Origin of the sequence: Sulfitobacter litoralis (genome assembly GCF_900103185.1) — a bacterium.
GTDB lineage: Bacteria > Pseudomonadota > Alphaproteobacteria > Rhodobacterales > Rhodobacteraceae > Sulfitobacter > Sulfitobacter litoralis.
Genome location: NZ_FNJD01000017.1, coordinates 22,939 through 49,012 on the forward strand (window position 1 = coordinate 22,939; position 26,074 = coordinate 49,012).

Sequence of the window (26,074 nt, forward strand, 5' to 3'; positions counted from 1 at the left end):
TCCAAACGGGTGGCACGCGGGTCGGGCCAAATGCAATCTGCGCCAAGGCCGGTGCCGCCCCCGCTTTATGGTGTCACAAACGGGGGCAGTAAAAAACGGTTAGCCCGCGACGCTGCGCAGCCCGAGAATGTCGCGCGCTTGCTGCCATGTCGCAACGGGACGTTCGTATTTCTCGCACAGATCTGCGGCACGTTTGATCAAGGCCGCGTTCGACGGGGCCAGCGTGTCTTTGTCCAGACGTACGTTGTCTTCCAGGCCGGCACGCGTGTGGCCGCCTGCGGCAATGGCCCATTCGTTCACAACAATCTGGTTCGGCCCGATTCCTGCGGCACACCAAGCGGCTTCGGGGGCCCGCGCCTTCATCTGTGCCACATAGAAATCAAAGACCTCTTTGTCGGCGGGCATGGCGTTTTTGACGCCCATGACGAATTGCACATACAGCCGCCCGAACAGTTTGCCGTTCTTGTGGTGCTGGATGGCTTGCAAGATATGGCTCAGGTCAAAGGCCTCGATCTCGGGGACGACTTCGTAGGTGCGCATTTCCGACGCCAGCCATTCCACTAGATCCGGCGGGTTCTCGTAGACGCGGGTGGGAAAGTTGTTCGACCCCACCGACAAAGACGCCATATCGGGCCGCAAGGACAGCATGCCGCCACGCGCCTCGCCCGCACCGGACCGCCCGCCCGTCGAGAACTGGATGATCATGCCGGGGCAGTGTTTCTCGACGCCCTCTTTCAGCCGCGCGAATTTTTCAGGGTCCGACGAGGGGGTCTCGTCGTCGTTGCGCACATGAGCGTGGCAGATGCTCGCTCCGGCCTCGAATGCCGCATGGGTGCTTTCGATCTGTTCATTGATCGTGACAGGCACATTGGGGTTGGCGGCTTTGGTGGGCACGCTGCCGGTGATGGCAACGCAAAGAATGCATGGATCAGACATCTAGGAACACTGTCTCTTTCTCGCCCTGAAGGTAAATATCAAACCGATAGACGCCATCGGCCTCTTTCTCCGCGATCAGGGTCGCTACGCGGTTTTGATGTTCGATGCGGGTCAGCAACGGGTCTGCGCTGTTGTCGCTATCGGGGAAATACATGCGTGTATTCAAGCCGATATTGATCCCCCGCGCGACAATCCACAAGCTGATATGCGGGGCCATCATCCGCCCGTCAGGAAAGGGCACGGCACCGGGTCGGATGGTGTGGAACACCCATTCGCCGGTGTCATAGTCCCCCGCTTTGCGCCCCCAGCCGGTGAAGTTCGGGTCCGCCACGCCGCGTGGATCGTTGCCGGGATAGATCCCGTCGGCATCGGCCTGCCATATCTCGACCATGGCATCCTTGATCGCGGTGCCGGTGCCGTCAAAGACCGTCCCCTTGAGGGTGATCCGTTCGCCCTTGGTATAGGCATTGACCATCTGCGCGCCCAGATCCTCAGGGTAAACACCGGTGATATCACAAAAATTAGGCACGCAGCCGATATGGACATAGGGCCCTGCTGTCTGGGACGGGCTTTCTTTCAACTGGGTCAGCTCTTGCATCAGGTCCCCTCCATCCGGTTTTCAAACAGGGTCGACCGGCGGCCCCGTAGCACGATATCGAACTTATAGGCGCGGGCATCCATTGGCACGGTATTGTCCATGTCCAGCGGTGCGATTAGCTGTTCAACGGCGGCGCGTGACGGAATGCTTTGGACAATGGGGCATTTCCAGATCAGCGGGTCGCCCTCAAAATACATCTGGGTGATCAGCCGTTGCGCAAACCCCTGTCCAAACACGGAAAAATGGATATGCGCAGGGCGCCAGTCGTTCACCCCATTTGGCCAAGGATAGGCACCGGGTTTGACGGTACGCAGGCTATAGCCGCCGTTCTCGTCCGTCACCGTGCGCCCGCAACCGCCAAAATTGGGGTCGAGCGGGGCCAGATAGCCCTCTTTCTTATGGCGATAGCGTCCGCCCGCATTGGCCTGCCAGAACTCCAACAAGGCACCCGGCACGCCGCGCCCGTTCTGGTCCAGCACACGACCATGCACGATGATCCGCTGACCAATCGCCATCTCGCCGTCAGCGGCGTAGTTAAGGATCAGATCGTTATCCAGTGCGCCCAGCATAGTGTGGCCAAAGACCGGTCCGGTCTGTTCGCTCAACGTTGTGTTCATGGAAATCAGCGCCTTTTGTGGCGACCGCACCACCGACGTCTTATAGGCCGGTGCCAGCGCGGGCGGGTGCCAATTGCGGTCTCGGTGAAAGAACGCTCCGTTCTGATCGGTCATTCGCCAGCTTCCATTTCCTGATAGGTCTGTTTCGCGAGCTTAAGCGCATGGTTCGCCTTTGGCACCCCCGCGTAGATGGCAACATGCTGGAACGCCTCTATCACGTCGGATTTGCTGGCACCGGTATTGGTGGTGGCACGGATGTGCATCGGGATCTCGTCAAAATTGCCGGTCGCCGCCAGCAACGCCAGCGTCAGCATTGATCGTTCGCGATGGCTGATCTTGTCACTCGCCCAGACCGTGCCCCAGGCTGCTTCGGTGATCAGGTTTTGAAACGGTGCATCCAGTTCGGTCTTTGCCGCCTCGGCGCGGTCGACATGGGCGTCGCCCAAGACGGCGCGGCGGGTTTTCATTCCGATCTCGCTTCGGTCTGCCATGGTCTTCTCCTCGGTCACGGTACGTCATCCTTGTCGCAGAACCGATTGAACAGGAAAAACACGCGGCGCACAAACGCATATACATGCTTCCAAATGGCTGAAAATCCCGGGGGAGGGGCCGCAAAGCGGCTCCGGGGGCAGCGCCCCGAGTGGCAACCTTGCCGCTTAGCCGTGCCCCCTTGACCTTGACAAATCGGCTCGTTTTCTCCCTTTTGTCCCAAACAGCAAAAGGACGCTTCTTATGATGAAAACACGCGCCGCCGTCGCCGTTGCCGCAGGTCAACCGCTTGAAGTGATGGACGTAAATCTGGAAGGCCCCAAGCGGGGTGAAGTCCTGATCGAAATCAAGGCCACGGGCCTGTGCCACACGGATGAATTCACCCGTTCGGGCGACGACCCCGAAGGTATCTTTCCCGCCATTCTGGGCCACGAGGGCGCGGGTGTTGTGCTGGAAATCGGCGAAGGCGTCACCACGCTCGAGGTTGGCGACCACGTCATTCCGCTTTATACGCCCGAATGCCGCGAATGCGAATACTGCTTGTCGGGCAAAACCAACTTGTGTCAGGCGATCCGCGTGACCCAAGGTCAGGGCCTGCTGCCCGATGGCACTACGCGCTTTTCGATGATGGATGGCACGCCGATCCACCACTATATGGGCTGCTCTACCTTCGCCAATCACACGGTCATCCCTGAAATCGCGCTTGCCAAAGTCCGCAAGGACGCGCCCTTTGACAAGATCTGCTATATCGGCTGCGGTGTGACCACGGGTATCGGCGCGGTGATCAACACCGCTAAGGTCGAAATCGGCGCGCGCTGCGTGGTCTTTGGTCTGGGCGGCATCGGCTTGAACGTCATCCAAGGTCTGCGCCTGGCCGGAGCCGACCAGATCGTCGGCGTCGATCTGAACGACGACAAGGAAGAGACAGGCCGCTACTTCGGCATGACCGACTTTGTGAACCCCAACAAGGTCGAAGGCGATATGGTCGCGCATCTGGTTGAATTGACCAAGGGCGGCGCGGACTATACTTTTGATGCGACGGGCAACACCAAAGTCATGCGTCAGGCGCTTGAAGCGGCACATAAGGGCTGGGGCGAAAGCATCATCATCGGCGTTGCACCGGCAGGGGCCGAAATCTCGACCCGTCCGTTCCAGTTGGTGACGGGTCGCGTCTGGAAAGGGACTGCATTCGGCGGGGCAAAGGGCCGCACTGACGTGCCCAAGATCGTCGACTGGTACATGAGCGGCAAAATCGAGATCGACCCGATGATCACCCACAAACTGACGCTGGACCAGATCAACGAAGGGTTCGAGCTGATGCACAAAGGTGAATCCATTCGTGCGGTCGTTGAATTCTAAGCGCGATTTCGTAAAATCTATGGCAAACGCCGTCCCAGTGGGGCGGCGTTTTATGCTTTCTAAAGCCCCCTAGGCCATCATGTTTTGACGTGAGGGCAGAGGGGGCTGCGGGACACGGTGGGTTTACCACGTCGTTCCCGCTGGTATTTATAGAGTGAACGTTGGGAGACAGGGCATGAAACTTACGGTGAATGGCGTGATCCATGATGTGGACGTCGAGAAAGACATGCCGATGCTGTGGGTCTTGCGCGATATTCTGGGCATCACGGGTCCAAAGTATGGGTGTGGCATCGCACAGTGCGGGGCTTGTACCGTGCATATGGACGGGATCGCGGTTCGCGCCTGCCAATTGGCTGCTGGTGACGTAGCGGGCGAGATTACCACCATCGAGGGGTTGGGGACCCCCGCCGTGCGCCATGCCGTCCAAGAGGCATGGATCGACCTGCAGGTCGCGCAATGCGGCTACTGCCAATCGGGCCAGATCATGCAGGCGGCCTCGTTTCTTGAGCTGAACCCGACGCCCACCGACGACCAGATCGATGCCGCCATGAGCGGCAACCTGTGTCGATGCGGTACCTATCCCCGTATCCGCGAGGCGGTAAAGACCGCCGCGCTCAAGCTCAAGGCGGTGTGATATGGGGCGCGTGAAAACCATAGCCCGCCGGAGCTTCCTTGTCGGCTCTGTTGCTGTTGCAGGGGGCGTTGTCTTTGGCACTTATCTTTACAAACGCGCGGGCGAAAACCCGCTGCTTGACGGGCTGAAACCCGGTGAAACCGCTATCACGCCTTACGTCAAGATTGATGCCCAAGGGGTCACGCTGATCACGCCGCGTGCGGATGTGGGGCAGGGTGCGTGGTCGATGCAGGCGCATATGATCGCAGAAGAGCTTGATATCAATCCGCGCAACGCCAAGCTGTCGCCCGGTCCGGCGGATGCGATCTATTACAATGGCGTTGTCGGCGCAGAGGCGCTGCCGATTGCCGCGACCTCTGACACGCTGCTGGCACGCGGCGGGCGCGGCGCGGTGGATGTTGTGGGCAAGCTGATGGGGCTGCATATCACCGGCGGCTCGTCGACTGTGCCCGATATGTACGACCGCCTACGTATGGCTGGTGCCGTCGCGCGCGAGACGTTGATCAAGGCCGCGATGAAACAGACCGGCCTGCCGCGCGATCAACTGGGCACCGAAGATGGTTGTATCGTGCTGCCGGACGGGCTGAAGATTGAATACATCGACCTTGCCAGCATCGCCGCCGAGATCGAACCTGTGCAGGATGTCACCCTGCGCGACCCGTCGGAATGGCGCTATCTGACCAAACCGCAAAAACGCACCGATGTGGTGGCCAAATCCACGGGCACGCAGATCTATGGCATCGATATGCAGATGGACGGTATGGTGATCGCCACAACCCGCACCAATCCGGCGATTGGCGGCGGGTTGAACAGTTTTGATGCCGAAGTGGCGCAACAGATGCGTGGAGTGCATGCGGTTTTGCCGATCACCGGTGGCATTGCTGTGGTTGCCGATAACACATGGCGCGCGTTTCAGGCCGCGCAGGCGGTTGACTGTGACTGGGGGCCGTCGCCCTATATCGGTGACAGCGCCGACCAGTTCGCGGCCGTGGCGGCCTCCTTCACCGACGACCACCGCGACAGTCGTTTCAAGGATGAAGGCGACGTAGAGGATGCGCTGCAAGACGCCTCAGTTGTCGAGGCAGAATACCGCATCCCGTATCTGGCCCACGCCCCGATGGAACCGATGAGCGTCGTCGTCAAGCTGACCGATGGACGCCTTGATATTTGGACCGGCACGCAAATCCCCCGCTTTGTCAAAGCCAACATGGCGCGGCTGACGGGGTTGGATGGCGATGACATCCATGTGCATGTGCTGATGTCCGGCGGCAGCTTTGGACGACGTCTTGAGGATGACTATATCGCCCAAGCGGTAGAGATCGCGATGCAGCTGCCCGACACGCCGATCAAGATGATCTGGCAGCGCGAAGAAGACTTCACCCATGACTTCCCGCGCCCGCTGGCGATTGCGCGCGGACGCGGTGCTGTGGCGGATGCCGGTATCGCAGCGTTTGATTTATCCATTGCCGCCCCTTCGGTCGCTGAATCCTCGCTCGCGCGGTTGAACCAACCCGCCTTTGGCCCGGACGTGGCGATTGTCGCGGGGGCATGGGACCAGCCGTTCCATATCCCCAACTACCGCGTCACCGGCTACCGCACGCCAGCGATGGTGCCCGTCAGCTCGTGGCGGTCGGTCGGGGCGTCGGGCAACGGGTTCATGCACGAAAGCTTCATGGATGAAATGTGCCATGCCGCCGGCGTCGACCCGTTACAAGAGAGGCTGCGCCTGTGCTGGCACGATGCTTCGCGCAAGGTCTTGGAAGCCGTGGGCGAGATGTCGGAATGGGGCAGCGATCTGGGGCCGAACCGCGGACGGGGGCTGGCCTTTACGCTGGCCTTTGGCGTGCCCGTGGCCGAGGTGGTCGAGGTCACTAACACGCCCGACGGCATTCGCATCGACAAGGTGTTCGTCGCCGCCGATGTGGGCCGCGTACTGGACCCTGTGAACTTTGAGGCGCAGCTGCAAGGCGGCGTGATCTTTGGCTTGGGCCACGCGATGAACTGCGAGCTGACGTATCGCGACGGCGTGGCAGAGCAGGATAACTACCACGCCTACGAAGGGATGCGCCTGCACCAGACGCCTCAGATCATGGTGCGCGGGCTTGAGAATGGCGACAAGATAAGGGGTATCGGCGAACCCGCCGTGCCTCCCGCCGCGCCCGCCTTGGCCAATGCGATCTTTGCCGCGACGGGGCAGCGTATCCGCGAACTGCCGCTGTCCAAGTCGATCGGTTTTGTATGAGGACCCTTCGCGGGGCGATCACCGGCGGGATCATCGCGCTGGCCTGCGCGGGCAGTGCTCGGGCGCAAGATGTGCAGGGTCGCGCGGCGGCGCTGGCTGCGTGGGATGATATTCACGCCGTCGTCTCGCATCCGCGCTGCACCAATTGCCACGTCGGCCCCTCTGGTCTGCCCCTGTGGGAAGGGCTGGGGTATGGGGGGGCGCTAGGGAAAGAAGTGGTGCACGGCATGAACGTGCGTGCTGACGACAGCCGCATCGGAGCAGAATCAATGCCGTGCCGGACCTGTCACATCAGCGCCGCGTCAGCCAACAGCGTGCCCCATGCACCGCCGAAGATTGCAGATGCGTGGCGGCTTCCCCCGATTGAGATGGCGTGGAAAGGCAAAACCAGCGCCGAGATTTGCGTGCAGCTGCTTGACCCCGACCGCAACGGTGCTTTCACGCCCGAAGAACTGTCCGATCACGTCGGCACCTCGGCTTTTGTCGCGTGGGGGTTTGACCCCGGCGCAGGGCGCGTGGCCGCCCCCGGATCAATCCCCGAGATGCAGGAGGCGCTGGCAATTTGGGTAGTAGGCGGGACACCCTGTGTCGGCGACCCGTAAAATGCGCTGTTATGCTGTAAACAGATCCGCGTAAATCTCGCGCAGAAGGTTCTTTTGCACCTTACCCATGGTGTTGCGGGGCAGGGCGTCGACCACCACCAGCTTGCGCGGACATTTGAACCGCGCCAGTGACTGCGCGACCGTCTGCGACAGCGCATCAAGGTTCAGATCAGCACTGCCATCGGCGACCAGCACGCCGACAGGGGCCTCTCCCAGATCAGCATGCGCCACGCCAATCACCGCGCTTTCCAGAACGCCGGGTTGATCGTCCAGCACCTGCTCGACCTCTTTGGGATAGATGTTGTAGCCGCCGGATATGATCAGATCCTTGCCGCGTCCGACGATCTGCACATAGCCGTCTTCGTCAATCAGCCCCAGATCGCCGGTGATAAAGAACCCGTCCGCGCGCAGTTCAGCGGCGGTTTTTTCGGGCATCTGCCAATAGCCTTGGAAAACATTCGGGCCGCGTACCTCAACAACGCCAATCTCTCCCTGAGGCAGGGTCTCTCCGGTTTCGGGGTCGCAAATCTTGAGCTCGACACCCGGCAACGGCGTGCCCACCGTGCCCCCGCGTCGCGGTCCGTCATAGGGGTTCGACGTGTTCATATTGGTCTCCGTCATCCCGTAGCGTTCCAGAATGCGGTGACCTGTGCGTTCTTCGAACTGCTTGTGCGTTTCCGCCAGCAGCGGCGCAGAGCCCGAAATAAACAGCCGCATATGCGCGGTCAATCCGGCGGTGAAATCATCAGAAGAGAGCAGGCGGGTGTAGAACGTCGGCACGCCCATCAGCGCGGTGGCCTGCGGCATAAAGCGGATCAACTGGTCGATATCGAGCTTGGGCAAGAACACCATCGCGCCGCCACTCAGCAGCATGATGTTGGTCGCCACAAACAACCCGTGGGTGTGAAAAATCGGCAGCGCGTGCAGCAGCACATCAGCCTTGGTGAAGTGCCAGACATCGACAAGGGTTTCGGCGTTGCTGAGCAGGTTTTGCTGGCTCAGCATTGCCCCCTTGGACCGGCCCGTGGTGCCGGAGGTATAGAGGAACGCGGCCAGATCCTCTGCGGTGCGGTCTACGGTGTCGAATGTGTCGGGCAGTGTGGCTGCCAGATCCCGCAGCGTGCCGCGGCCGGTGGCGTCCATGGTTTCAACAGCCGCGCCAGCCGCAGCGGCGACGGGGGCCAGTGCGCTGACATCGGCAGGATCACACACCAGCAGTCGCGCACCGGAGTTTCCGACGAAGTAATCCACCTCGGGCGCGGTGTAGCCGGGGTTGAGCGGCAAAAACACTAGCCCCGCTTGAACACAGGCCGCATAAAGCGCCAGCGCATCGGGCGATTTCCCGATCTGCACCGCCACACGGTCGCCCGCTGTCAGCCCCTTGTCAGCAAACGCATTGGCATAGCGCGCGGCAGAGCGGATGAATTGATCATGGGTGATGGTGCGCCCGTCGGGCAGGATCAGAAATGCCGTGGATTGCCCGATATGGCGACCGAATAAAGCGTCGTAAAGCGGGTTGGGCATTGTCGTCTCCTTGTGTTCTTTCGCGTTGCCGAATTTGCGTCATTGGTCAGGCGAGGTAAAGGGCGGCGCGCGGCGCATTCTGTTCTTTCCGACATCTTGCCCTCGCAGATGGCCTTGACGACCCGTGGCGGATGACTTACCTCTCCTTTCGTAGCGCGGGCGTTGTGTAATGGTAAGACCTCTGCCTTCCACGCAGAAGACGCGGGTTCGATTCCCGCCGCCCGCTCCACTCTTTCCTGAAATTCCTTTGATTACTCGTATTTGCGTTGGATCAATGCGCTTTTGTCGCAAGTTCGCTACGGGGGCAGCACTTGACCCCGCGCGGCGTGCGGGCGATGACACGGCAGCACTCCAAAGGATATCACATGGCACGTACCCCGACGCCCGGCCCCGGCACCGAAGAACGCGAGAAATCGCGTGAGCTGGGGGCCCTGCGCGCGCTGCTGCCGTTTCTCGCGCCGTATCGGGGGTTAATGATCGCTGCCATACTGGCGCTGGTGCTGACGGCGATGATTTCGCTGACGCTGCCCTTGGCGGTGCGCCGGGTGATCGACACCTTTGGCAGCGGCGAGGCCGAATTGCTGGACCAGTATTTTGTGGCGGCCCTGATCATCGCCGGGCTGTTGGCCGTCGGCACGGGGCTGCGCTATGCGCTTGTCACCCGCTTTGGCGAAAGGGTCGTCGCGGATATCCGCAAGGCCGTGTTCGACCGCGTCATTTCCATGAGCCCCGCGTTCTACGAGAACCTGATGACGGGCGAGGTGTTGAGCCGGATCACGACCGACACGACGTTGATTCTGTCGGTGGTCGGGTCGTCGATGTCGATCGCGCTGCGCAATATGCTGATCGTGACCGGTGGTCTGGTGCTGATGTTGTTTACCTCGGCCAAGCTGACGGCGATGGTGCTGCTGATCGTGCCCGCGGTAATTGTGCCCATTCTTGTGTTGGGGCGTCGCCTGCGCGTGCTAAGTCGCGAAAATCAGGACTGGATCGCGGCGAGCTCGGGGAATGCGTCCGAAAGCCTTGGTGCAGTGCAGACCGTACAGGCCTTTACCAACGAGGCCGCCAGTCAGGCGCAGTTCGGGCAGATGACCGAAGCGTCCTTTGATGCGGCACTGCTGCGGATCAAGACCCGTGCGCTGATGACGATTATCGTGATCTTTTTGGTCTTTGCCGGTGTGGTGGGCGTCTTGTGGATGGGCGCGCGCGATGTTCGTGCTGATCAGATGAGCGCCGGAGCGCTGGTGCAATTCGTGATCTATGCCGTCATGGTCGCAGGCGGCGTCGCCGCCCTGTCCGAGATTTGGGGCGAATTGCAGCGTGCCGCCGGCGCGACAGAGCGTCTGGTCGAACTTCTGCGCACGCAAGACACCGTGCAAGACCCTGAAATCGACATTGCCTTACCCACCCCCGTCGCAGGGCGCATCGCCTTTGAAAACGTGCATTTCACCTATCCTGCGCGCCCCGACGTTCAGGCGCTGGACGGGATCAATCTGTCGATCGACCCCGGTGAAACGGTCGCTTTTGTCGGCCCGTCGGGCGCGGGTAAAACAACGATCATCCAGTTGATCCTGCGGTTCTATGACCCCGCCTCGGGGCGGATTACCCTTGATGACGTGGACCTGCGCGACGTGTCGCGTGCGGTCTTCCGGCAGTCGGTTGCCCTTGTCCCGCAAGATCCGGTGATCTTTGCAGCCTCTGCCCGCGAAAACATCCGCTTTGGCCGCCCCGACGCCACAGACGCGGAAATCACCGCCGCCGCCGAGGCAGCCGCCGCGCACGGGTTCATCACCGCGCTACCCGACGGCTACGATAGCTACTTGGGCGAGCGTGGGGTGATGCTGTCGGGCGGGCAAAAGCAACGTATCGCCATCGCCCGCGCCATCTTGCGCGACGCGCCGGTGCTGCTGTTGGACGAAGCGACCAGCGCTTTGGATGCCGAAAGCGAACGGGCCGTGCAGTCCGCCGTGGACCGGCTAAGCGCTGACCGCACCACCCTGATTGTCGCGCACCGTCTGGCAACCGTGAAAAAGGCCGACCGCATTGTTGTGCTGGAAGCAGGGCAGATCGTGGATATGGGCACCCATGACGAACTGGTGACCAAAGGCGGGCTTTATGCGCGGCTGGCACGGCTACAATTTACCGACGGGCGCGGTGACGTATAAAAAACCTTGTGAAATGCTTGGCGAGGTGGAAACACTCATACCCGAGTGGATCCAGAAGGAGAGCAACATGGGTTTGTGGAGTTTCGTAAAAGACGCCGGCAAGAAAGTATTTGGCGGCGGTGATGATACCGAAGTCACGGGAGCCGCGCTTCAGGACGAATTGAACGACCTCGGGCTTGATGCCGACGGGCTCGATATTTCGGTCGAGGGCGACAAGGTCAAAGTATCCGGCAAGGCTGCCAGCCAAGAAATGAAGGAAAAGGTCATTCTTGCTGTGGGGAACGTCGAAGGCGTTGCCGCTGTCGAGGAAGACATGGACGGCGGCGAGGGCGACGGCACCTTCCACACGGTTGAAAAAGGCGACACGCTTTGGGCGATCGCGGCCAAGACTTTGGGCAACGGCGCACGCTACGAAGAAATCTTTGAAGCGAATAAACCTATGCTGTCGCACCCTGATAAAATCTATCCGGGCCAGATGCTGCGCATTCCTGCCAAATAATCGTACCAAACATATAACGGGGGCATTACACGCCATTTCCCCATAAATTAGAGCGGCAGGCTGGGTCTGCCGTTCTTTTTTTGGCCTTCCGTTGGGTCAGTGGGCGTGAACGCAGCGTTTGGGGGCCTGCAAATGCTTGCGAAAGCTGAATTTAGCAATCATCTTTGACGACAGGGAATAACGGGATGCGGGCAAACCGCACCACTAAGGGAGGAAAATAATGTCATTTGCCGGTATAGAAGACCGTAATGCAATCGAAGCAGAGATGCCGTGGGCTGACCGCGATGTGCCTAAAACCCTATGGGGTATGCTCAGCGAAACCGCGGGAAAGTTTCCCAGCCACGATGCCATCAGCTATCAACTGTTCTCGGGACCCAAAGATCACGCAGAAACCCTTAGCTGGTCGCAGCTGCGTGGTCAGGTGGGGCGTGCTGCCAACCTGTTCCGGTCGCTGGGTGTCGGGCCGACCGATGTGGTCGCCTATGTTCTGCCAAACTGTAATGAAACGGTCATCACGCTTTTGGGCGGTGCCGTTGCAGGGATCGCGAACCCGATTAACCCGCTGCTAGAAGCGGAACAGATCGCGTCGATCCTGCGTGAAACCAATGCCAAGGTCGTTGTGACCCTGCGGCCTTTCCCAAAGACGGACGTGGCTGACAAAACCGCCGAGGCGGTCAAACTGGCCCCGAATGTCACGACCGTGCTCGAAGTGGACCTGTGCCGCTATCTGACCGCACCAAAGTCGTGGATCGTGCCGCTGATCCGCCCGAAAATGACGGTGACCAATCGGGCGACCTACAAAAACTTTAACGCGGAAATTGCCAAACAACCCGCCGAGCTGACCTTTGACGATCCGCAAGAGGATCGCGTCGCGTTCTACTTCCACACCGGTGGGACGACGGGCATGCCAAAAGTGGCGCAGCATAAATATTCGGGCATGGTCTATAACGGCTGGCTGGGGCACACGCTGCTTTACACGGAAAACGACAACATCATGTGTCCGCTGCCGTTGTTCCACGTCTTTGCTTGCCACGTGATCTTGATGGCGGCGGTGAAATCCGGTGCCCATGTCGTGTTCCCGACGCCCCAAGGCTATCGCGGCGAAGGCGTCTTCGATAACTTTTGGAAGCTGGTCGAACGCTGGAAAATCACCTTTATCATCACCGTGCCTACGGCGATCTCGGCTAAGATGCAGCGGCCGATCAATGCGGATATCTCTACAGTTAAGACCGCCTTTTCGGGCTCGGCCCCGTTGCCGCTGGAATTGTTCCGTCGCTTTGAAAAGGCCACAGGCATCACGCTGATCGAAGGCTACGGCCTGACCGAAGCGACCTGCCTTGTATCGTCGAACCCGACGGACGGCGTGCGCAAAGTGGGCAGCATCGGCATCACCTTCCCCTATACTGATGTGAAGATCGTCAAAAGCACCGGCGAGGGGCTGGTCGAGGCTGACGTGGACGAGATCGGCGAAATCTGTATCTCAAACCCTGGTGTCTATGCGGGCAATACCTATACCGAAGCGGACAAGAATAAAGACCTCTACTATCAGGACAAGTACCTGCGCACAGGAGATCTGGGCCGTATCGACAGCGACAAATATCTTTGGATCACGGGCCGTGCCAAAGACCTGATCATCCGTGGTGGTCATAACATCGACCCCGCCGAGATCGAAGAGGCCTTGCTGGGTCACGAAGCGGTGGCCTTTGCTGGTGCCATCGGTCAACCGGATGCCCACGCCGGAGAAGTGCCCTGCGCCTTTGTCGAACTGGTTGCCGGGGCGTCGGTCACTGAAGCAGAGCTGCTGGCGTACTGCAAAGAGCACGTGCAAGAGCGCGCGGCACAGCCTAAGCACATGACCATCATGAGCGAACTGCCCAAAACCGCTGTCGGCAAAATCTTCAAGCCTGACCTGCGCAAAAATGCCATCACCCGCGTCTATGATGAAACGCTCGAGGCTGCGGGGCTGCCTGCACGGGTTGCCTCTGTCACCGACGATAAAAAACGCGGGCTGGTTGCACAAATCGCTATGAATGGCGCAAGCGAGGCCGATGTGGGCGCGTCGCTGAATGCCTTTACCTTCGGTTGGGAGGCCGCGTGACCTAACGCGAGGGCGTTTACCATCGGCTAGCAGCGCATTTTCTATCATCGAATGTGCGCTGCTTTTCAGCTATCTTACCCCGACGGGGCAGCACATGGGACGTTCCTTCCAGAGGCGTCCCATGTCGCGTTTTAGGGGGGTGTTAGAGGCTCGAGCGTGCTGCTCGCACGGCGGCACTGTTCATTGATTTTCTCGGTGCTGCTAAAGTGCGAGGGCTACTTCAGGAAAGACTTCGCCTGCATCGTGTCGGCGATAGGCGCGCCCAAGCGGCCAAGGATTGTCGGCGCAAGCTGTAGCTGGTCGATCACGGTGTCCTCTGACGGGCCCTCGGCATCACCAAAGTAATACAGCGCGGTTTCCTGCTGCAATGCGCCGCGTCCGCCGTGGTGCCCGCGTTCGTCTTGCCCGTGATCGGCCGTAACGATGACTTCGTACCCCATCGCACGCCATTTGGGGATGAAAGGGGCCAACATCTCGTCCATCACGGCGCAAGCGTGGTCCATTTCCTGACAATCGTGAAAGAACCGGTGCCCCATGCTGTCCAGCGTGCAGGTGTGCAGCATCCCGTAGTCCAGCCCGAACCGCAGCGCCAGATTGGTGAGAGAGCCGAACAGGTCTACATCCGAGGGCGTCATCTGGTTCACCAGCCCATAGCCGGTCATCGTATGAAACCGCCCGTGGTTGATCGTATCGCTATCGGGTTCGTCATATTCAATATCGCGCACATAGTCGAATGGATGGCGGTTGAAAAATTGCGACCAGAAGGAATGGGCGACAGCGCCCGTCACGCCGCCCGCAGCGCGGGTCTGGGCAAAGACGTCCTTGTGCTTAAGCCGGAACACATTGCCATTGCCGGTACAGCCATGTTCGGCCGGTGCCACGCCCGTATGGATCGACGCATAGCACGCGGCAGAGATCGACGGCAGCACTGCACGCTGGGTCCAAACCCGCGCGTCGCCGCTGTCGACCCAACCTTCAAGATTGCCGAACAAGCGGCGGAAATTGCGGTAGGGGACACCGTCGAGGATGATCAAAAGCAGCTTGTTCTTCATGTGGGCTTCCCTTTGGCCGGCGACGGATATTGCATTTGTCCGATATGAACCCCTGCAATATCCACAGCTCTAATGGCCAGCGCTTTCCATTTTGCGATGTGCGATGGTTTCTTCCAGCCAGCCGATCTTCATCTCAGGGACCGAGCTGAGCAGCAGGTCGGTATAATCGTCAAAGGGCGGTGACAACACCTGACTTTTGGTGCCATAGCGCACGACTTCGCCCTGATACATCACCGCGATGCTGTCGGCGATGGCCTTTACCGTGGCCAGATCGTGGGTGATGAACAGATAGGCCACATCCTCGATTTTTTGGAGGTTCAGCAGCAGCTTGAGGATACCGTCGGCCACCAGCGGGTCAAGCGCACTTGTGACCTCGTCGCAGATGATCAGCTTGGGTTTGGCGGCCAGCGCACGGGCGATGCAGACACGTTGTTTTTGTCCGCCCGAAAGTTCGGCTGCATAGCGGTCATGAAACCCGTCGCCGAGCTCGATCTCGTCCAGCAATTCCTGAATACGCTTCTGTTTGGCTTTGCCTTTCAGCCCGAAATAAAACTCAAGCGGGCGGCCGATGATGGTGCCCACGGTCTGACGCGGGTTCATCGCGGTATCGGCCATCTGATAGATCATCTGCATTTCGCGCAGGTCTTCGATGGGGCGTTGGGCCAGCGCGGGGGCTAATTCGCGTCCGTCAAAGGTGATGGTCCCGTCGCTTGGTGGCAGCAGGCCGGTAATGACGCGGGCCAATGTCGATTTACCCGAACCGGATTCACCCACCACAGCCAGTGTCTGACCCGGATGGACGTCGACATTGATCTTCTTGAGGACGTCAAAGTCCGTGCCGGCATAGCGCGCGGTTACGTTTTCCACGCGCAGGACAGGGGTGTCGGTCGGGGTTTTCTCTTCGTGACGGATCGACCGGACCGATACCAGCGCCTTGGTGTAGTCCTCCTGCGGGTCGTTAATGATCTGATCGACGGTGCCGTATTCGACCATATCGCCCTGTTGTAGGACCATGATGTGATCGCTGACCTGCGCCACAACCGCGAGGTCATGGGTGATATAAAGCGCGGCAACGCCGGTCGCCGCAATGGCTTCCTTGATGGCGGCCAGAACGTCGATTTGCGTCGTCACATCCAGCGCGGTCGTGGGCTCGTCAAAGACCACCAGATCGGGCTGGGGACACAGCGCCAGCGCCGTCATGCAGCGCTGCAACTGCCCACCCGACACCTGATGCGGATAGCGGTTGCCGATGGTTTCGGGGTCGGGCAGGCCAAGCTTGCGGAACAGATCAACCGCGCGTTCCTCGGCTTCGGCCTTGCTAAACTTGTTCTGGTAGATCGCGGCTTCGGTCACTTGCTCCATGATCTTTTTCGCAGGGTTGAAAGACGCTGCCGCGGATTGCGAGACATATGTCACCTCAGCACCGCGCAGACGCCGCACAGCGCGCAAACGTTCCTTGAGGATATCGCGCCCGTTGACCCAGACCTCGCCGCCGGTGATCTCTACCCCGCCGCGGCCATAGGCCATTGCGGCCAGCCCGATGGTGGACTTGCCCGCACCGGATTCCCCGATCAGCCCCAATACCTTGCCAGGTTGCAGATCAAAATCGACGCCATGCACGATCTTGATATCAATAGGCTTTTCGCCGGGCGGATAGGCCGTCGCGCCGATTTTCAGGCCGCGTACTTTGAGAAGTGGCTCGGTCATCCGCGGCCCCCTTTCAGCGATGTGGTGCGGTTCAAAATCCAGTCCGCAACAAGGTTGATAGAGATACATAGCGTGGCGATGGCATAGGCAGGATAGAGCGCCGCTTGAATGCCATAGTTGATGCCTTCCTTGTTCTCTTTCACGATGCCGCCCCAGTCCGCTTGAGGGGGCTGCACGCCCAGACCCAGAAAAGACAGCGTCGACACAAAGAGCACCGCAAAGATAAAGCGCAAGCCCATTTCCGCGATCAGCGGCGATAGCGCGTTCGGCAGGGTTTCACGGAAAATGATCCAGCCGATTTTCTCGCCGCGCAGACGGGCGGCTTCGACATAGTCCATCACGGTGATGTCCACGGCCACAGCGCGCGCCAGACGGTAGACACGGGTGCTGTCCAGCAGGCCCATCAGGATGATCAGGATCGGCACGGTGGTCGGCATGACCGACAAGACGACCAGCGCAAAGATCAGCGACGGGATCGACATGATCAGATCGACAAAGCGCGAAATGGCTTGGTCGACCCAACCGCCGGAGACGGCTGCGAAGAAGCCCAGAATGGACCCCAGCGTAAAGCTGAGGATCGTCGCCGCAGTGGCGATAAAGATCGTCGTGCGCCCGCCATAGATCATCCGCGACAGCAAGTCGCGCCCGATGCTGTCGGTGCCCAGCAGGAACTCCGACGATGAAGGCTCCCACACGTCACCGACGATTTCAGCCATGCCATAGGGGGCCAGCCAAGGCGCAAAGATGGCCATGAAGAAATAGATGCTGGTAAAGAACAGGCCGATCATGGCCGAGATTGGGATATTTTTCATAGGTTGGCTCCCAAACAGATGAAGGGGTCAACGGTTGGCGGTGATGCGGCAAATGGTCGGTTCCCTACGCATTTGCTTTGTACAAACGTTCGGTTGCGCATGGCGCGTTTGTTCTGGGATAAACTCATTTGGGATGCCTCAGCCTTGGGTTGGCAAGGATCGACACGATGTCCGCAACAAGGTTGAGCCCGATATAGACCGCGGCAAAGATCAAGCCGCAGGCCTGTACCACGGGCACATCACGTTTGCTGACGTGATCCACCAGATACTGCCCCATGCCGGGATAGGCAAAGACGACCTCTACCACGACGACACCGACCACCAGATAGGCGAGGTTCAGCATCACCACGTTGACGATCGGGGCGATGGCGTTGGGGAAGGCGTGTTTGCGGATGATCTTGAGCATGCCCAAGCCCTTGAGCTCGGCTGTTTCGATATAGGGCGATTGCATCACGTTCAGGATCGCAGCCCGCGTCATGCGCATCATATGCGCCAGCACAACCAGCGTCAGCACCATCACCGGAATGGCAATCGCGTTCAGCTTGGCCCCAAGGGACATGCTGTCGTTGATGATCGCCACAGACGGGAACAGACGCCATTTGATCGCCACCCAGTAAATCAGCACATAGCCGATCATGAATTCGGGGATAGAGATCGTCGTTAGCGTAATCGCCGAAATCAGTTTGTCCGGCCAGCGGTCTTTATAGCGCACGGCCAACAGGCCCAGAAAGATCGCCAGTGGTACAGAGATGGCAGCGGCCCAGAAGGCGAGGAACAGGGTGTTTTTCAGACGCCCGCCAAGGCTTTCGGCTATGTCGCGGCCATTGGTCAGCGCGGTGCCCAAGTCCCCCTGAAGCACGCCGCCCAGCCAGGCGAAATAGCGGGTCATGGCAGGATCGTTGAGGCCAAGCTCGCGGCGCATGTTTGCTAAGGCTTCGGGCGTGGCCGATTGACCTAATATGGATTGTGCCACGTCGCCGGGCAAAATCGAGGTACCTACGAAGATCAGGATCGACGCGGCAAAGAGGAGAAGAAGGCCCAACGCTAAGCGTTGGGCGATCAGTTTGACGATGGGATGCATAAGCTGGGTCTACCTTATGCGTCTTTGACCCAGCATTTGATTCCGGCTTTGTTGTTGGACATCTCGGCGTTGGGATCCACGACCCAGCCACCGACATTGTTGGCAACGCCATCCACAAAGTCGTTGAACATCGGCAGGATCAACCCGCCTTCGTCGCGGACCATCTGACCCATCTTGGAGTAGATTTCCTTGCGTTTGGCTTCATCCAACTCGGCGCGTGCCGACAGCAACATCTCGTCAAATTCGGGACGCTTCCAGCGTGTGTCGTTCCAGTCTGCTGTCGACAGATAGGCGGTCGAATACATCTGGTCCTGTACCGGACGGCCACCCCAGTAAGAGGCACAGAACGGCTGTTTGTTCCAGACTTCGGACCAGTAGCCATCGTTTGGCTCGCGCTTGATTTCCAGCGGGATACCGGCGGCTTTGGCGGATTCCTGAAACAGGGACGCCGCATCGACCGCACCGGGGAAGGCACCGTCTGAAACGCGCAGGATGATCGGGCTGCCGTCATGACCAGAGGCTGCGTAATGCTCTTTCGCCTTCTCGACGGAGTATTCACGCTGCGGGATGGTGTCGTCGAACAGCGGATAGGACGCGTTGATCGGCATGTCGTTCCCGACGGTGCCATAGCCGCGCAGGATCTTGTCGACCAGTTCTTCGCGGTTGATCGCATATTTCAGCGCCAGACGCAGGTCGTTGTTGTCAAAGGGGGCGGTGTCGATGTGCGCGATGAACACATAGTGACCACGACCGGCGACGGATTTCACCGACAGGTTCGGGGCACGGTCCAGCAGCGCGGCAACCTTGGGATCGACGCGGTTGATCATGTTGACCTGACCCGACTGCAATGCCGCCGTACGAGCGGTCGCATCGTTGAGCACCAACACTTCGTTGTAATCGGTATGGCCGCGGTTTTCGGCATCCCAGTAGTTTTCGTTGCGGGTAAAGCCGTGGCGCACGCCGGGTTCGTCGACCTCAAGTGTATAAGGGCCGGTGCCGATGCCCGCGCCGGGGTTATCCATGCCGCCATCGGGCTGGATCATCAGGTGGTAGTCGGCCAGCAGATAGGGAAGGTCAGCATTACCGACGCCCAGTTCAACGATAAAGTTGTCGCCGTCGACCTTCATGTTCTCGATGCCGCGCATGATGCCCAAGGCACCGGACTGGCTGTCTTCGTTCGAATGGCGCTGCATGGTTTTCAGCACGTCTTCGGGGGTCATGTCCTTGCCGTTGTGGAACTGGACGCCCTTGCGGATCTTGAACGCCCAGGTTTTCGCATCGGCAGAGGCCTCATAGCTTTCGGCCATGCGGTTTTCGATTTTACCGTTCGGATCGACCTCGACGAGGCTTTCGTAAAGGTGGCGCAGGTTGTTCAGCGGGACTTCGGAAGCGGTTAGCGCCGGATCGAGCGTGTTGGTCGATTCGCCGCCCGACGACCCGATCTTGAGCGTGCCGCCGCGAATCGGTGCTTCGTGGGCCGCAGCTTGTGCATTATTCGCCAACATCGAATTTGCGACGGCGGCTGTCACGCCCAAAGCAGCGGCGCGGCCAACGAATTCACGGCGTGTCATCGTGCCCTTAGCCACTTGGCCGGTCATATGTTTCAGTTGATCATCCATGATGAGAACTCCCTGTTTTTGGTGATACATCCGCGCATTTTCACGCAGGTTTTTTTATTGATTGGTGGCACAACGTTAAGCATTTCAGCCCGTGTCGCAAGCAGTAATAATGACGCCTATGTGACGAGTTTGTTATATAAAGTGTCGCTTAATGTCTTCCGTCACGTCGCGTTCATATATCAATTTGTCGTTTTCGTACGCCTCTAGTCGGGCAGATAGGTGAAAGTGGGTGGCGTCCGACCACATCTGCGACCGAGTTTCGGTACGCAGAAGGATACCGTCACGCTCCAGCTCTTCGGTCCAGTGACAGCTGCCTTTGGCCGAGAGCGGGTCGTCTGGATGGATGGTCCATGTTTCGCGTGCAATAGACCCTGCGATCAGCCCGTGATCGGCATCACGTAGCTTGCCGAAATCATCCTCGATGATCAGTGAGATATTGCCGGTGACGCGATCGATCTCTTGTCGGCGGATATGGTTTTCAGGGCGCAGTGTCTCTGTCTCCCACGGGGCGGCAGAGGTGGGCGGGGCAAAGCTGTATTCGTCGCCGCCATTGGTAGGGCGCTGCGGCAGGTCGATATGGCCCGACGACAGCGTCACCTCGGCGGCCTCTGGCGCGGGCCAAAGCAGGGGCCAGTAGGCGGTCGAAATTGACACCCGCAGCCGGTGCCCTTTGGGAATACGGTAGGCGATGTGATCCAGATCAAGTGTGATATCTGTGGCGGCACCTGGTGTCATTGCCTTCGGATGCTCGGCGCTGTCACGATGGCTGAGGTTCAGGACGCCGTAAGTGATCCGCGCCGATGCGCCGTCGGGATGGATATGGTTCAGCCGCACGGCGATCTGCCCCTGCGGTTTGTCGCACGCCAGACGTAAATGCAGGCGTGGCGCGCCAACGGTATCCATCTGTTGATCCAGTGGCCCGCTGTCAAAGCAGACCGAAAGCGCATCATCTTGCCGCTGGTCGCCGGGCATCTCGGGTCCAAGCCAGATCGCGCAGTATTCGCCGCTATCCGCACCGCAATGGGCGGGGGAGGCGATGCTTTGGTTCAGTGGGGCCGGTGTGTCATGCAGCCCGTCGTTGGTCAGGTGCAGCGTTTCAATCGGCAAGTGCGAGGTCGCGCCCGTGGCTTGCGCGATCCAGCGGCCAGGGCGCGCGTGTGTCCATGTCGCGGGGCGCATGCCGTCCATCAGATACGCGCGGTAATCGGGGTCGTCTTCAACGCCGGTGTCGATGTCCTTGAGCCATCGATCCCACCAGCGCAGGGCCTCTTGCAGAAAGCCGATGCGCGGTTCGGGGATGGCGAAATGCGGGTATTTATGCACCCAAGGGCCGACAATCCCTTTGGCATCGGGCAGGGCTTCGACCAACTGGGGCACAGCGTTTTTGTAGGAATCGCCCCAACCGCCGACCGCCAGCACCTTGGCTTTGATTGCGCTGTAGTCCTCGATTACCGATCCTTGCTTCCAATAGGCGTCGCGCGATTGGTGGCGCAGCCAAAGCGCCGGTAGAAACGGTTCTGCCTCCAGTCGTCCCAGCCACATCTCGCGCCAGTCGGGGCGCAGGGCGGGGTCGGGCGCACGGCTTGAATACGCCCACATCGTCGCCCCCCAACCGAGGTTCTCGTTCAACAGGCACCCGCCTTTGTAGTGGATGTCATCGGCAAAGCGGTCGACGGTCGAGCATAGTGTGATCACTGCTTTCAGCGCGTCTGGCGCATGGGCCGCGACCTGTAGCCCGTTAAAGCCGCCCCAGCTGATGCCCATCATGCCAACGGTACCGCTGCACCACGGCTGTGCGGCAAGCCAGTCGATCACCTCTAGGCAGTCGGCCTGTTCTTGCGGGGTGTATTCGTCTTCCATCACGCCGTAGCTGTCGCCGTTGCCGCGCATGTCGACCCGCACGCAAGCATAGCCCCGTTCGGCAAACCACGGGTGCGTCAGCGCATCACGGGCCGTCGTCCCGTCGCGTTTGCGGTACGGCAGGTATTCAAGGATAACGGGAACAGGCGCGCCATCTGAATTTTCAGGCCGCCAGATCCGTGCAGAAAGCCGGCATCCGTCCGAGAGGGTAATCCCCATATCCGGGTCTTCGATCAGCGGCAGCGGGATGTTTTGAGAGATGTTCATCTCCCGAAGGTTGCGAGGAAACCTATTTTTGTCAACAATTTAGGCGGGGGAAAGGGGTCGCGCGTGGGAGGTTTTTCCTGAATAAATTGAAATGGTTAATTCTGAAGTGCGTTAACCTTTATTAGCGCCTACCCGTTCTAATGGAAACTGTGGCAGCGATGCACCGTGGAAATAAGGCAATAATGTGGCGTGTCAGTTTAAACTTGGCTTTTATGTGTTTTGGCGGCTATCTTCTGCCACAATAATAGCGTCGATTTAAAGACGAACATATTCAGGCGGCTGCACGATGCGATCAACGCGTTGGCGGTCATAAAATTTTCTCAGGTGTCGCGCGTAGAATGCGTACCGAGGTGGAGCAGATATTATGAAGACGATAGATTTCGTCGTTCGCGATCAAGCGGGCGCATTGCAACGTGGCACGGTTGCGGAAAACGCAAACTTCCACGTCATTCAGGCTACATCAGGTCAGGAAATATCGCTGAACCTGCGTCAGACCGATTTCCAGTCGCATCAGCGCTCGGGCGACAATCTTGTGCTCACGCTCAATGACGGGTCGGTCATCACCATCGAGAATTACTTTAACGACACCGGTGTCGCGAACCGTTTGTTTATTTCGGCGGATGGCTATCTGAACGAAGTCGCCTTTGTCGAGGGCGAGGGTGGCGGTCTGTATGCCCAGTACGGCCCGACCGAACAATGGGGCAAATGGAGCCCTTCTGACGATCTGATCTATCTGGGTCGCAGCGATGTGGCATCAGTGCCGGGCGGCGTAGAGCCGGGCGATGACGAAGTATCCATGCTCGCAGCCCCCTTGTTGGGCGGCGTTGTCGGCGGCGGTGGTGCTGCAGCAGCAGCCGGTGCGGCAGTTGTGGGTGGCGCGGCGGTCATCGGCGGCGGTGGCGGTGGCGGTGGCGGCGGTTCCTCTGCGGCGGCACCCTTTGTGAACGATGCGGAAACCACCGGTACCGTGGGCGGTGACGATGCGGTTGAACAGATTATCGTCACGGGCGGCGGCGAACCGGGCTCTGACGTTGTCGTCACGATCGGCGACAAGGACGTCACAACGATCATTGGCGAAGACGGCACATTCGAAGCGGTGTTCGAGGGCGACAACTTCCCCGAAGACGGTGATCATGAGGCCGAGGTGGTCGTTACAACCGACGGAACCGAGGCAGTGCTGGACGGTCCGACGTTCATTATCGACACCACAGCGCCCACGGTCACGTTGTCCCAAGGTACGCAAAGCGTCGGCGACTTCTTTAACGGTGAAGCTTTCGCTGATGGCGTTACTTTGGCCGGCAACGGCGAGGCGGGCGCATCTGTCGATGTGACAATCGCCGGCATCACGCGCAGCACCACCGTGGCCGAAGACGGTACATGGTCCGTCACCTTTGAAACCGGCACATTGCAGGGCGGCGAATACGAATCCGACGTGCTGATTTCGACATCCGATCAATATGGCAACACCTCGACCAGCACTGAAACGCTGGTGGTGGATACTGTTGCGCCGACGGTCGCTGTCACATCCGGCACGCAATCCGTGGGCGACAGTTTTAACGCGGCTTCCTTTGCGGGGGGCGTCACGCTGAACGGCACCGGCGAACCCGGCTCGACCGTGCAGCTGACCATCGGGGGCATCACCCGCAACGCGACCGTGGGAGACAATGGCGCATGGTCCGCGACATGGCAGGCCGGCACTTTGCCCGCAGGTGAATACATCAGCGATGTGACCATCGTAACGACCGATGCTTTTGGAAATAGCTCTACTTCGACCGAGCAGCTGGTGGTGGATACCGTCTCCGAGGTCGCGATTGCGGCGGATGCGGTCGAAGTCGACGGCGTCATCAACGCGGCAGAGCGCGGCGACGGCGTGACGCTGACCGGCACATCGCAGCCGGGTTCGACCGTTCAGGTCAGCTTTGGCGGCGCGACACGCGATGCGGTGGTTGATGCAAACGGCAACTGGTCCGCTGATTTCGCGGCCACTGACATTCCAACCGGCGAGACAACAGCGACTGTCACGGCTGTGGCAACCGATACGGCGGGCAACACCGCGACCGCAACCAGCCAGGTCGAGATCGACACACTGGTGAATAATCTGGCCTTCACCGGTCAGACCGGCGGCAACGACGGCGTGATTAACGCGACAGAGGCAGCGCAGGGCATCGTCATGACCGGCACGGTCGAGCCCGGCTCGTCTGTTATGGTCCAGCTTGGTCAGATCTCGCGCGCGGCGACGGTTGCGGCAGATGGCACATGGACAGTCAGCTTTGCCCCCAGCGATATTCCTGCAGGCACCTACACCAGCACAATGACCGCCACCGCGACAGACGCAGCGGGCAACGTGGATAGCGTGTCGCAAACAGTCACTGTTGATACCGAAGCCGGATCGCTCACCATCAGCCCGCTGCCGGTTGAAGGCGATGATGTGGTTAACGCTGCCGAAGCAAGCGACGGTGTGGCCATTTCCGGTACCGCAGACGCGGGCGCGGTCGTACAGGTCACGCTGGCCGGTGTAACACATACGGTTGTGGCGAATGGCAGCGGCCAGTGGACAGCATATTACGCCGCCGGCGAAGTTGCCCAAGGCGTCTATACCGCCGACATCAGCGCGACCACGACCGACGCCGCAGGTAACAGCCGCAGCGCCTCTGACAGCGTGCGCGTGGATACCCGCGTCGACAACCTGTCGCTGAACACGGTCGAAGGCGATGACATCATCAGCGGAGCAGAGCGTCTGGAAAATGGCGGCGTGCTGGTCACTGGTACCTCTGAAATCGGGTCGTCCATCATTGTGACGCTTGACGGCGCGTCGGTTAATGGGGCTGTGGATGCCAATGGCAACTGGTCCGTGACCTTTGCGCCGGGGCAGGTGTCCCAAGGCACGATCAACACCACCGTATCTGTCAAGGCGACCGATGCAGCGGGCAACACCGCCACGGCAAGCCACGGCGTGCTGATCGACACGGTCGTTGACCCGCTCGAGATAGCGCAAGCAGGCGGGAATGACGGTGTGGTCAGCTCCCGCGAAGCGCAAACCGGCATTGATCTAAACGGTCAGGTTGAAGCCGGATCAAGCGTTGTGGTCAACTTTGACGGTACCAACTACACCGCTTTCGTAGATGGCGCGGGCAACTGGTCGGTGACGATCCCGCCCTCCGAAATCCGCGAAGGCACCTATGATGCCAATATCTCGGTCACGGCGACGGACCGTGTCGGCAACATCGCTTCGATCACCGACACACTGGCGATTGACACCTATGCCCCCGAAGGCCCCGTCATCGCATCTTATACCCGCGACGGCGACGGCATCCGAGGTATCTCGACCGAGATCAGCCCCGATACGTTGGACGTGCATCAAGTGCATGCAGACCGCTCCATCTCGGAAGTGGAGTCGACCAGCTTTGACATTGACCCCATCGGCGAGCGGAACTTTCAGTTCAACAGCAATGTACCGGACGGGTCCGACCTGATCGTGACGGCAACGGATGCGGCGGGAAACTTCTCGGGCACATATCTGGCGCTGGATGACGAGGCGGCAAATACGCAGCTTAATCTGACCAACCCGAACCTGGGCAACTACAACATCGAAACCGTTGATCTGCAATTCGCCGAAGAGGCGCAGCTGACCATCACTGAAACCGCGTTGGTCAACCTGTCGAGCAACACAAACGAGTTGATCATCGACGGGCATAACGACGACACCGTGACGATCACCGGTGCGCAACGTGGAGGGTCCGAGGTACGTGGCAATCAGACCTATGACATCTACACCTTGGGTGACGAAGCCACGCTGTTGATCGACAACGACATCAACGTCATCGTCTAACGACTGCACCGCGCCCTCTGTCCAAGGGGGCGCGGGTGGCACACGCAGGCGGCAACGACCGCAAGCGTTTTCAAAATAAAAAAA

The 26,074-nt window shown here is 59.7% G+C and carries 19 protein-coding genes and 1 tRNA gene; 9 read left to right on the top strand and 11 right to left on the bottom strand.

The window, feature by feature from the left end; all coding sequences use genetic code 11:
* Nucleotides 1-99: 99 nt before the first annotated feature.
* Genes BLQ98_RS13210 through pcaC form a run of 4 tightly spaced genes read right to left on the bottom strand, consistent with a single transcriptional unit; the run spans nucleotide 100 to nucleotide 2,642 of the window.
* Nucleotides 100-936: a 3-oxoadipate:acetyl-CoA acetyltransferase gene (locus tag BLQ98_RS13210; RefSeq protein ID WP_093733783.1), complete on the bottom strand. Its 837-nt coding sequence runs from the start codon at nucleotides 934-936 to the stop codon at nucleotides 100-102.
* Nucleotides 929-1,534 (bottom strand): protocatechuate 3,4-dioxygenase subunit alpha, encoded by a 606-nt coding sequence (gene pcaG / locus BLQ98_RS13215; RefSeq protein WP_093733784.1) that lies wholly within the window; start codon nucleotides 1,532-1,534, stop codon nucleotides 929-931. The genes BLQ98_RS13210 and pcaG overlap by 8 nt, the downstream gene beginning before the upstream one ends.
* Entirely contained in the window at nucleotides 1,534-2,265 is a 732-nt protein-coding gene (gene pcaH, locus BLQ98_RS13220) for a protocatechuate 3,4-dioxygenase subunit beta (protein ID WP_093733785.1), read from the bottom strand. The genes pcaG and pcaH overlap by 1 nt, the downstream gene beginning before the upstream one ends.
* A complete protein-coding gene (gene pcaC, locus BLQ98_RS13225; RefSeq protein ID WP_093733829.1) occupies nucleotides 2,262-2,642 on the bottom strand; it encodes a 4-carboxymuconolactone decarboxylase in 381 nt (126 codons plus the stop codon). The genes pcaH and pcaC overlap by 4 nt, the downstream gene beginning before the upstream one ends.
* Nucleotides 2,643-2,886: 244 nt before the next feature.
* Between pcaC and BLQ98_RS13230 the strand changes: the two genes are divergently transcribed.
* The 4 genes from BLQ98_RS13230 (at nucleotide 2,887) to BLQ98_RS13245 (ending at nucleotide 7,477) form a co-directional block, all read left to right on the top strand.
* Complete coding sequence (locus tag BLQ98_RS13230; protein ID WP_093733830.1) at nucleotides 2,887-3,999, top strand: S-(hydroxymethyl)glutathione dehydrogenase/class III alcohol dehydrogenase; 1,113 nt, start codon at nucleotides 2,887-2,889, stop codon at nucleotides 3,997-3,999.
* A gap of 175 nt (nucleotides 4,000-4,174) precedes the next feature.
* The gene (locus BLQ98_RS13235) at nucleotides 4,175-4,633 is read left to right on the top strand and encodes a (2Fe-2S)-binding protein (protein ID WP_093733786.1); all 459 of its coding nucleotides are present in this window, start codon (nucleotides 4,175-4,177) and stop codon (nucleotides 4,631-4,633) included.
* A 1-nt stretch (nucleotide 4,634) separates the two neighbouring features.
* Nucleotides 4,635-6,875 (top strand): xanthine dehydrogenase family protein molybdopterin-binding subunit, encoded by a 2,241-nt coding sequence (locus BLQ98_RS13240; protein ID WP_093733787.1) that lies wholly within the window; start codon nucleotides 4,635-4,637, stop codon nucleotides 6,873-6,875.
* Nucleotides 6,872-7,477 carry a hypothetical protein gene (locus BLQ98_RS13245; protein ID WP_093733788.1) on the top strand — a complete coding sequence of 202 codons (606 nt, stop codon included), beginning with the start codon at nucleotides 6,872-6,874 and terminating at the stop codon, nucleotides 7,475-7,477. The genes BLQ98_RS13240 and BLQ98_RS13245 overlap by 4 nt, the downstream gene beginning before the upstream one ends.
* A 9-nt stretch (nucleotides 7,478-7,486) precedes the next feature.
* Here the strand turns inward: BLQ98_RS13245 and BLQ98_RS13250 are convergent, their stop codons facing one another.
* On the bottom strand, nucleotides 7,487-9,001 hold the full coding sequence (locus BLQ98_RS13250) for a malonate--CoA ligase (protein ID WP_093733789.1): 1,515 nt from the start codon (nucleotides 8,999-9,001) through the stop codon (nucleotides 7,487-7,489).
* 155 nt (nucleotides 9,002-9,156) lie between these two features.
* Between BLQ98_RS13250 and BLQ98_RS13255 the strand changes: the two genes are divergently transcribed.
* From BLQ98_RS13255 to BLQ98_RS13270, 4 genes are all read left to right on the top strand, one after another.
* Nucleotides 9,157-9,230: transfer RNA gene (locus tag BLQ98_RS13255), tRNA-Gly, on the top strand.
* A 136-nt stretch (nucleotides 9,231-9,366) separates the two neighbouring features.
* On the top strand, nucleotides 9,367-11,166 hold the full coding sequence (locus BLQ98_RS13260) for an ABC transporter transmembrane domain-containing protein (protein WP_093733790.1): 1,800 nt from the start codon (nucleotides 9,367-9,369) through the stop codon (nucleotides 11,164-11,166).
* Between the two features lie 67 nt (nucleotides 11,167-11,233).
* Complete coding sequence (gene lysM / locus BLQ98_RS13265) at nucleotides 11,234-11,665, top strand: peptidoglycan-binding protein LysM (RefSeq protein WP_208596066.1); 432 nt, start codon at nucleotides 11,234-11,236, stop codon at nucleotides 11,663-11,665.
* A 220-nt stretch (nucleotides 11,666-11,885) separates the two neighbouring features.
* Nucleotides 11,886-13,763, top strand: coding sequence for an acyl-CoA synthetase (locus tag BLQ98_RS13270; protein WP_093733791.1), 1,878 nt, complete (start codon nucleotides 11,886-11,888; stop codon nucleotides 13,761-13,763).
* Between the two features lie 215 nt (nucleotides 13,764-13,978).
* Here BLQ98_RS13270 and BLQ98_RS13275 read toward each other — a convergent pair whose 3' ends face one another.
* From BLQ98_RS13275 to BLQ98_RS13300, 6 genes are all read right to left on the bottom strand, one after another.
* Nucleotides 13,979-14,815 (bottom strand): alkaline phosphatase family protein, encoded by an 837-nt coding sequence (locus tag BLQ98_RS13275; RefSeq protein ID WP_093733792.1) that lies wholly within the window; start codon nucleotides 14,813-14,815, stop codon nucleotides 13,979-13,981.
* A gap of 69 nt (nucleotides 14,816-14,884) precedes the next feature.
* Nucleotides 14,885-16,522 (bottom strand): ABC transporter ATP-binding protein, encoded by a 1,638-nt coding sequence (locus BLQ98_RS13280; RefSeq protein WP_093733793.1) that lies wholly within the window; start codon nucleotides 16,520-16,522, stop codon nucleotides 14,885-14,887.
* Nucleotides 16,519-17,334 carry an ABC transporter permease gene (locus BLQ98_RS13285; protein ID WP_093733794.1) on the bottom strand — a complete coding sequence of 272 codons (816 nt, stop codon included), beginning with the start codon at nucleotides 17,332-17,334 and terminating at the stop codon, nucleotides 16,519-16,521. Before BLQ98_RS13285 ends, BLQ98_RS13280 begins: the two co-directional genes overlap by 4 nt.
* 124 nt (nucleotides 17,335-17,458) lie before the next feature.
* A complete protein-coding gene (locus BLQ98_RS13290; RefSeq protein ID WP_093733795.1) occupies nucleotides 17,459-18,415 on the bottom strand; it encodes an ABC transporter permease in 957 nt (318 codons plus the stop codon).
* A 14-nt stretch (nucleotides 18,416-18,429) separates the two neighbouring features.
* A complete protein-coding gene (locus tag BLQ98_RS13295; RefSeq protein ID WP_093733796.1) occupies nucleotides 18,430-20,034 on the bottom strand; it encodes an ABC transporter substrate-binding protein in 1,605 nt (534 codons plus the stop codon).
* 132 nt (nucleotides 20,035-20,166) lie between these two features.
* The gene (locus BLQ98_RS13300) at nucleotides 20,167-22,161 is read right to left on the bottom strand and encodes a CocE/NonD family hydrolase (RefSeq protein WP_093733797.1); all 1,995 of its coding nucleotides are present in this window, start codon (nucleotides 22,159-22,161) and stop codon (nucleotides 20,167-20,169) included.
* A 364-nt stretch (nucleotides 22,162-22,525) separates the two neighbouring features.
* On the opposite strand from BLQ98_RS13300, the gene BLQ98_RS13305 reads away from it, so the two are divergent.
* The gene (locus tag BLQ98_RS13305; RefSeq protein WP_093733798.1) at nucleotides 22,526-25,990 is read left to right on the top strand and encodes an Ig-like domain-containing protein; all 3,465 of its coding nucleotides are present in this window, start codon (nucleotides 22,526-22,528) and stop codon (nucleotides 25,988-25,990) included.
* The last annotated feature ends 84 nt before the right edge of the window (nucleotides 25,991-26,074 follow it).

Excerpts from the sequence above, each read along its gene's own strand:
- BLQ98_RS13235 (WP_093733786.1), top strand. The coding sequence starts at position 4,175 with ATGAAACTTACGGTGAATGGCGTGATCCATGATGTGGACGTCGAGAAA.
- BLQ98_RS13290 (WP_093733795.1), bottom strand. The coding sequence starts at position 18,415 with ATGCATCCCATCGTCAAACTGATCGCCCAACGCTTAGCGTTGGGCCTT.
- BLQ98_RS13300 (WP_093733797.1), bottom strand. The coding sequence starts at position 22,161 with ATGAACATCTCTCAAAACATCCCGCTGCCGCTGATCGAAGACCCGGAT.
- BLQ98_RS13275 (WP_093733792.1), bottom strand. The coding sequence starts at position 14,815 with ATGAAGAACAAGCTGCTTTTGATCATCCTCGACGGTGTCCCCTACCGC.
- BLQ98_RS13285 (WP_093733794.1), bottom strand. The coding sequence starts at position 17,334 with ATGAAAAATATCCCAATCTCGGCCATGATCGGCCTGTTCTTTACCAGC.
- pcaH (WP_093733785.1), bottom strand. The coding sequence starts at position 2,265 with ATGACCGATCAGAACGGAGCGTTCTTTCACCGAGACCGCAATTGGCAC.
- BLQ98_RS13240 (WP_093733787.1), top strand. The coding sequence starts at position 4,635 with ATGGGGCGCGTGAAAACCATAGCCCGCCGGAGCTTCCTTGTCGGCTCT.
- pcaC (WP_093733829.1), bottom strand. The coding sequence starts at position 2,642 with ATGGCAGACCGAAGCGAGATCGGAATGAAAACCCGCCGCGCCGTCTTG.
- BLQ98_RS13210 (WP_093733783.1), bottom strand. The coding sequence starts at position 936 with ATGTCTGATCCATGCATTCTTTGCGTTGCCATCACCGGCAGCGTGCCC.
- pcaG (WP_093733784.1), bottom strand. The coding sequence starts at position 1,534 with ATGCAAGAGCTGACCCAGTTGAAAGAAAGCCCGTCCCAGACAGCAGGG.
- BLQ98_RS13230 (WP_093733830.1), top strand. The coding sequence starts at position 2,887 with ATGAAAACACGCGCCGCCGTCGCCGTTGCCGCAGGTCAACCGCTTGAA.
- BLQ98_RS13260 (WP_093733790.1), top strand. The coding sequence starts at position 9,367 with ATGGCACGTACCCCGACGCCCGGCCCCGGCACCGAAGAACGCGAGAAA.
- BLQ98_RS13295 (WP_093733796.1), bottom strand. The coding sequence starts at position 20,034 with ATGGATGATCAACTGAAACATATGACCGGCCAAGTGGCTAAGGGCACG.
- BLQ98_RS13280 (WP_093733793.1), bottom strand. The coding sequence starts at position 16,522 with ATGACCGAGCCACTTCTCAAAGTACGCGGCCTGAAAATCGGCGCGACG.
- lysM (WP_208596066.1), top strand. The coding sequence starts at position 11,234 with ATGGGTTTGTGGAGTTTCGTAAAAGACGCCGGCAAGAAAGTATTTGGC.
- BLQ98_RS13245 (WP_093733788.1), top strand. The coding sequence starts at position 6,872 with ATGAGGACCCTTCGCGGGGCGATCACCGGCGGGATCATCGCGCTGGCC.
- BLQ98_RS13270 (WP_093733791.1), top strand. The coding sequence starts at position 11,886 with ATGTCATTTGCCGGTATAGAAGACCGTAATGCAATCGAAGCAGAGATG.
- BLQ98_RS13250 (WP_093733789.1), bottom strand. The coding sequence starts at position 9,001 with ATGCCCAACCCGCTTTACGACGCTTTATTCGGTCGCCATATCGGGCAA.
- BLQ98_RS13305 (WP_093733798.1), top strand. The coding sequence starts at position 22,526 with ATGAAGACGATAGATTTCGTCGTTCGCGATCAAGCGGGCGCATTGCAA.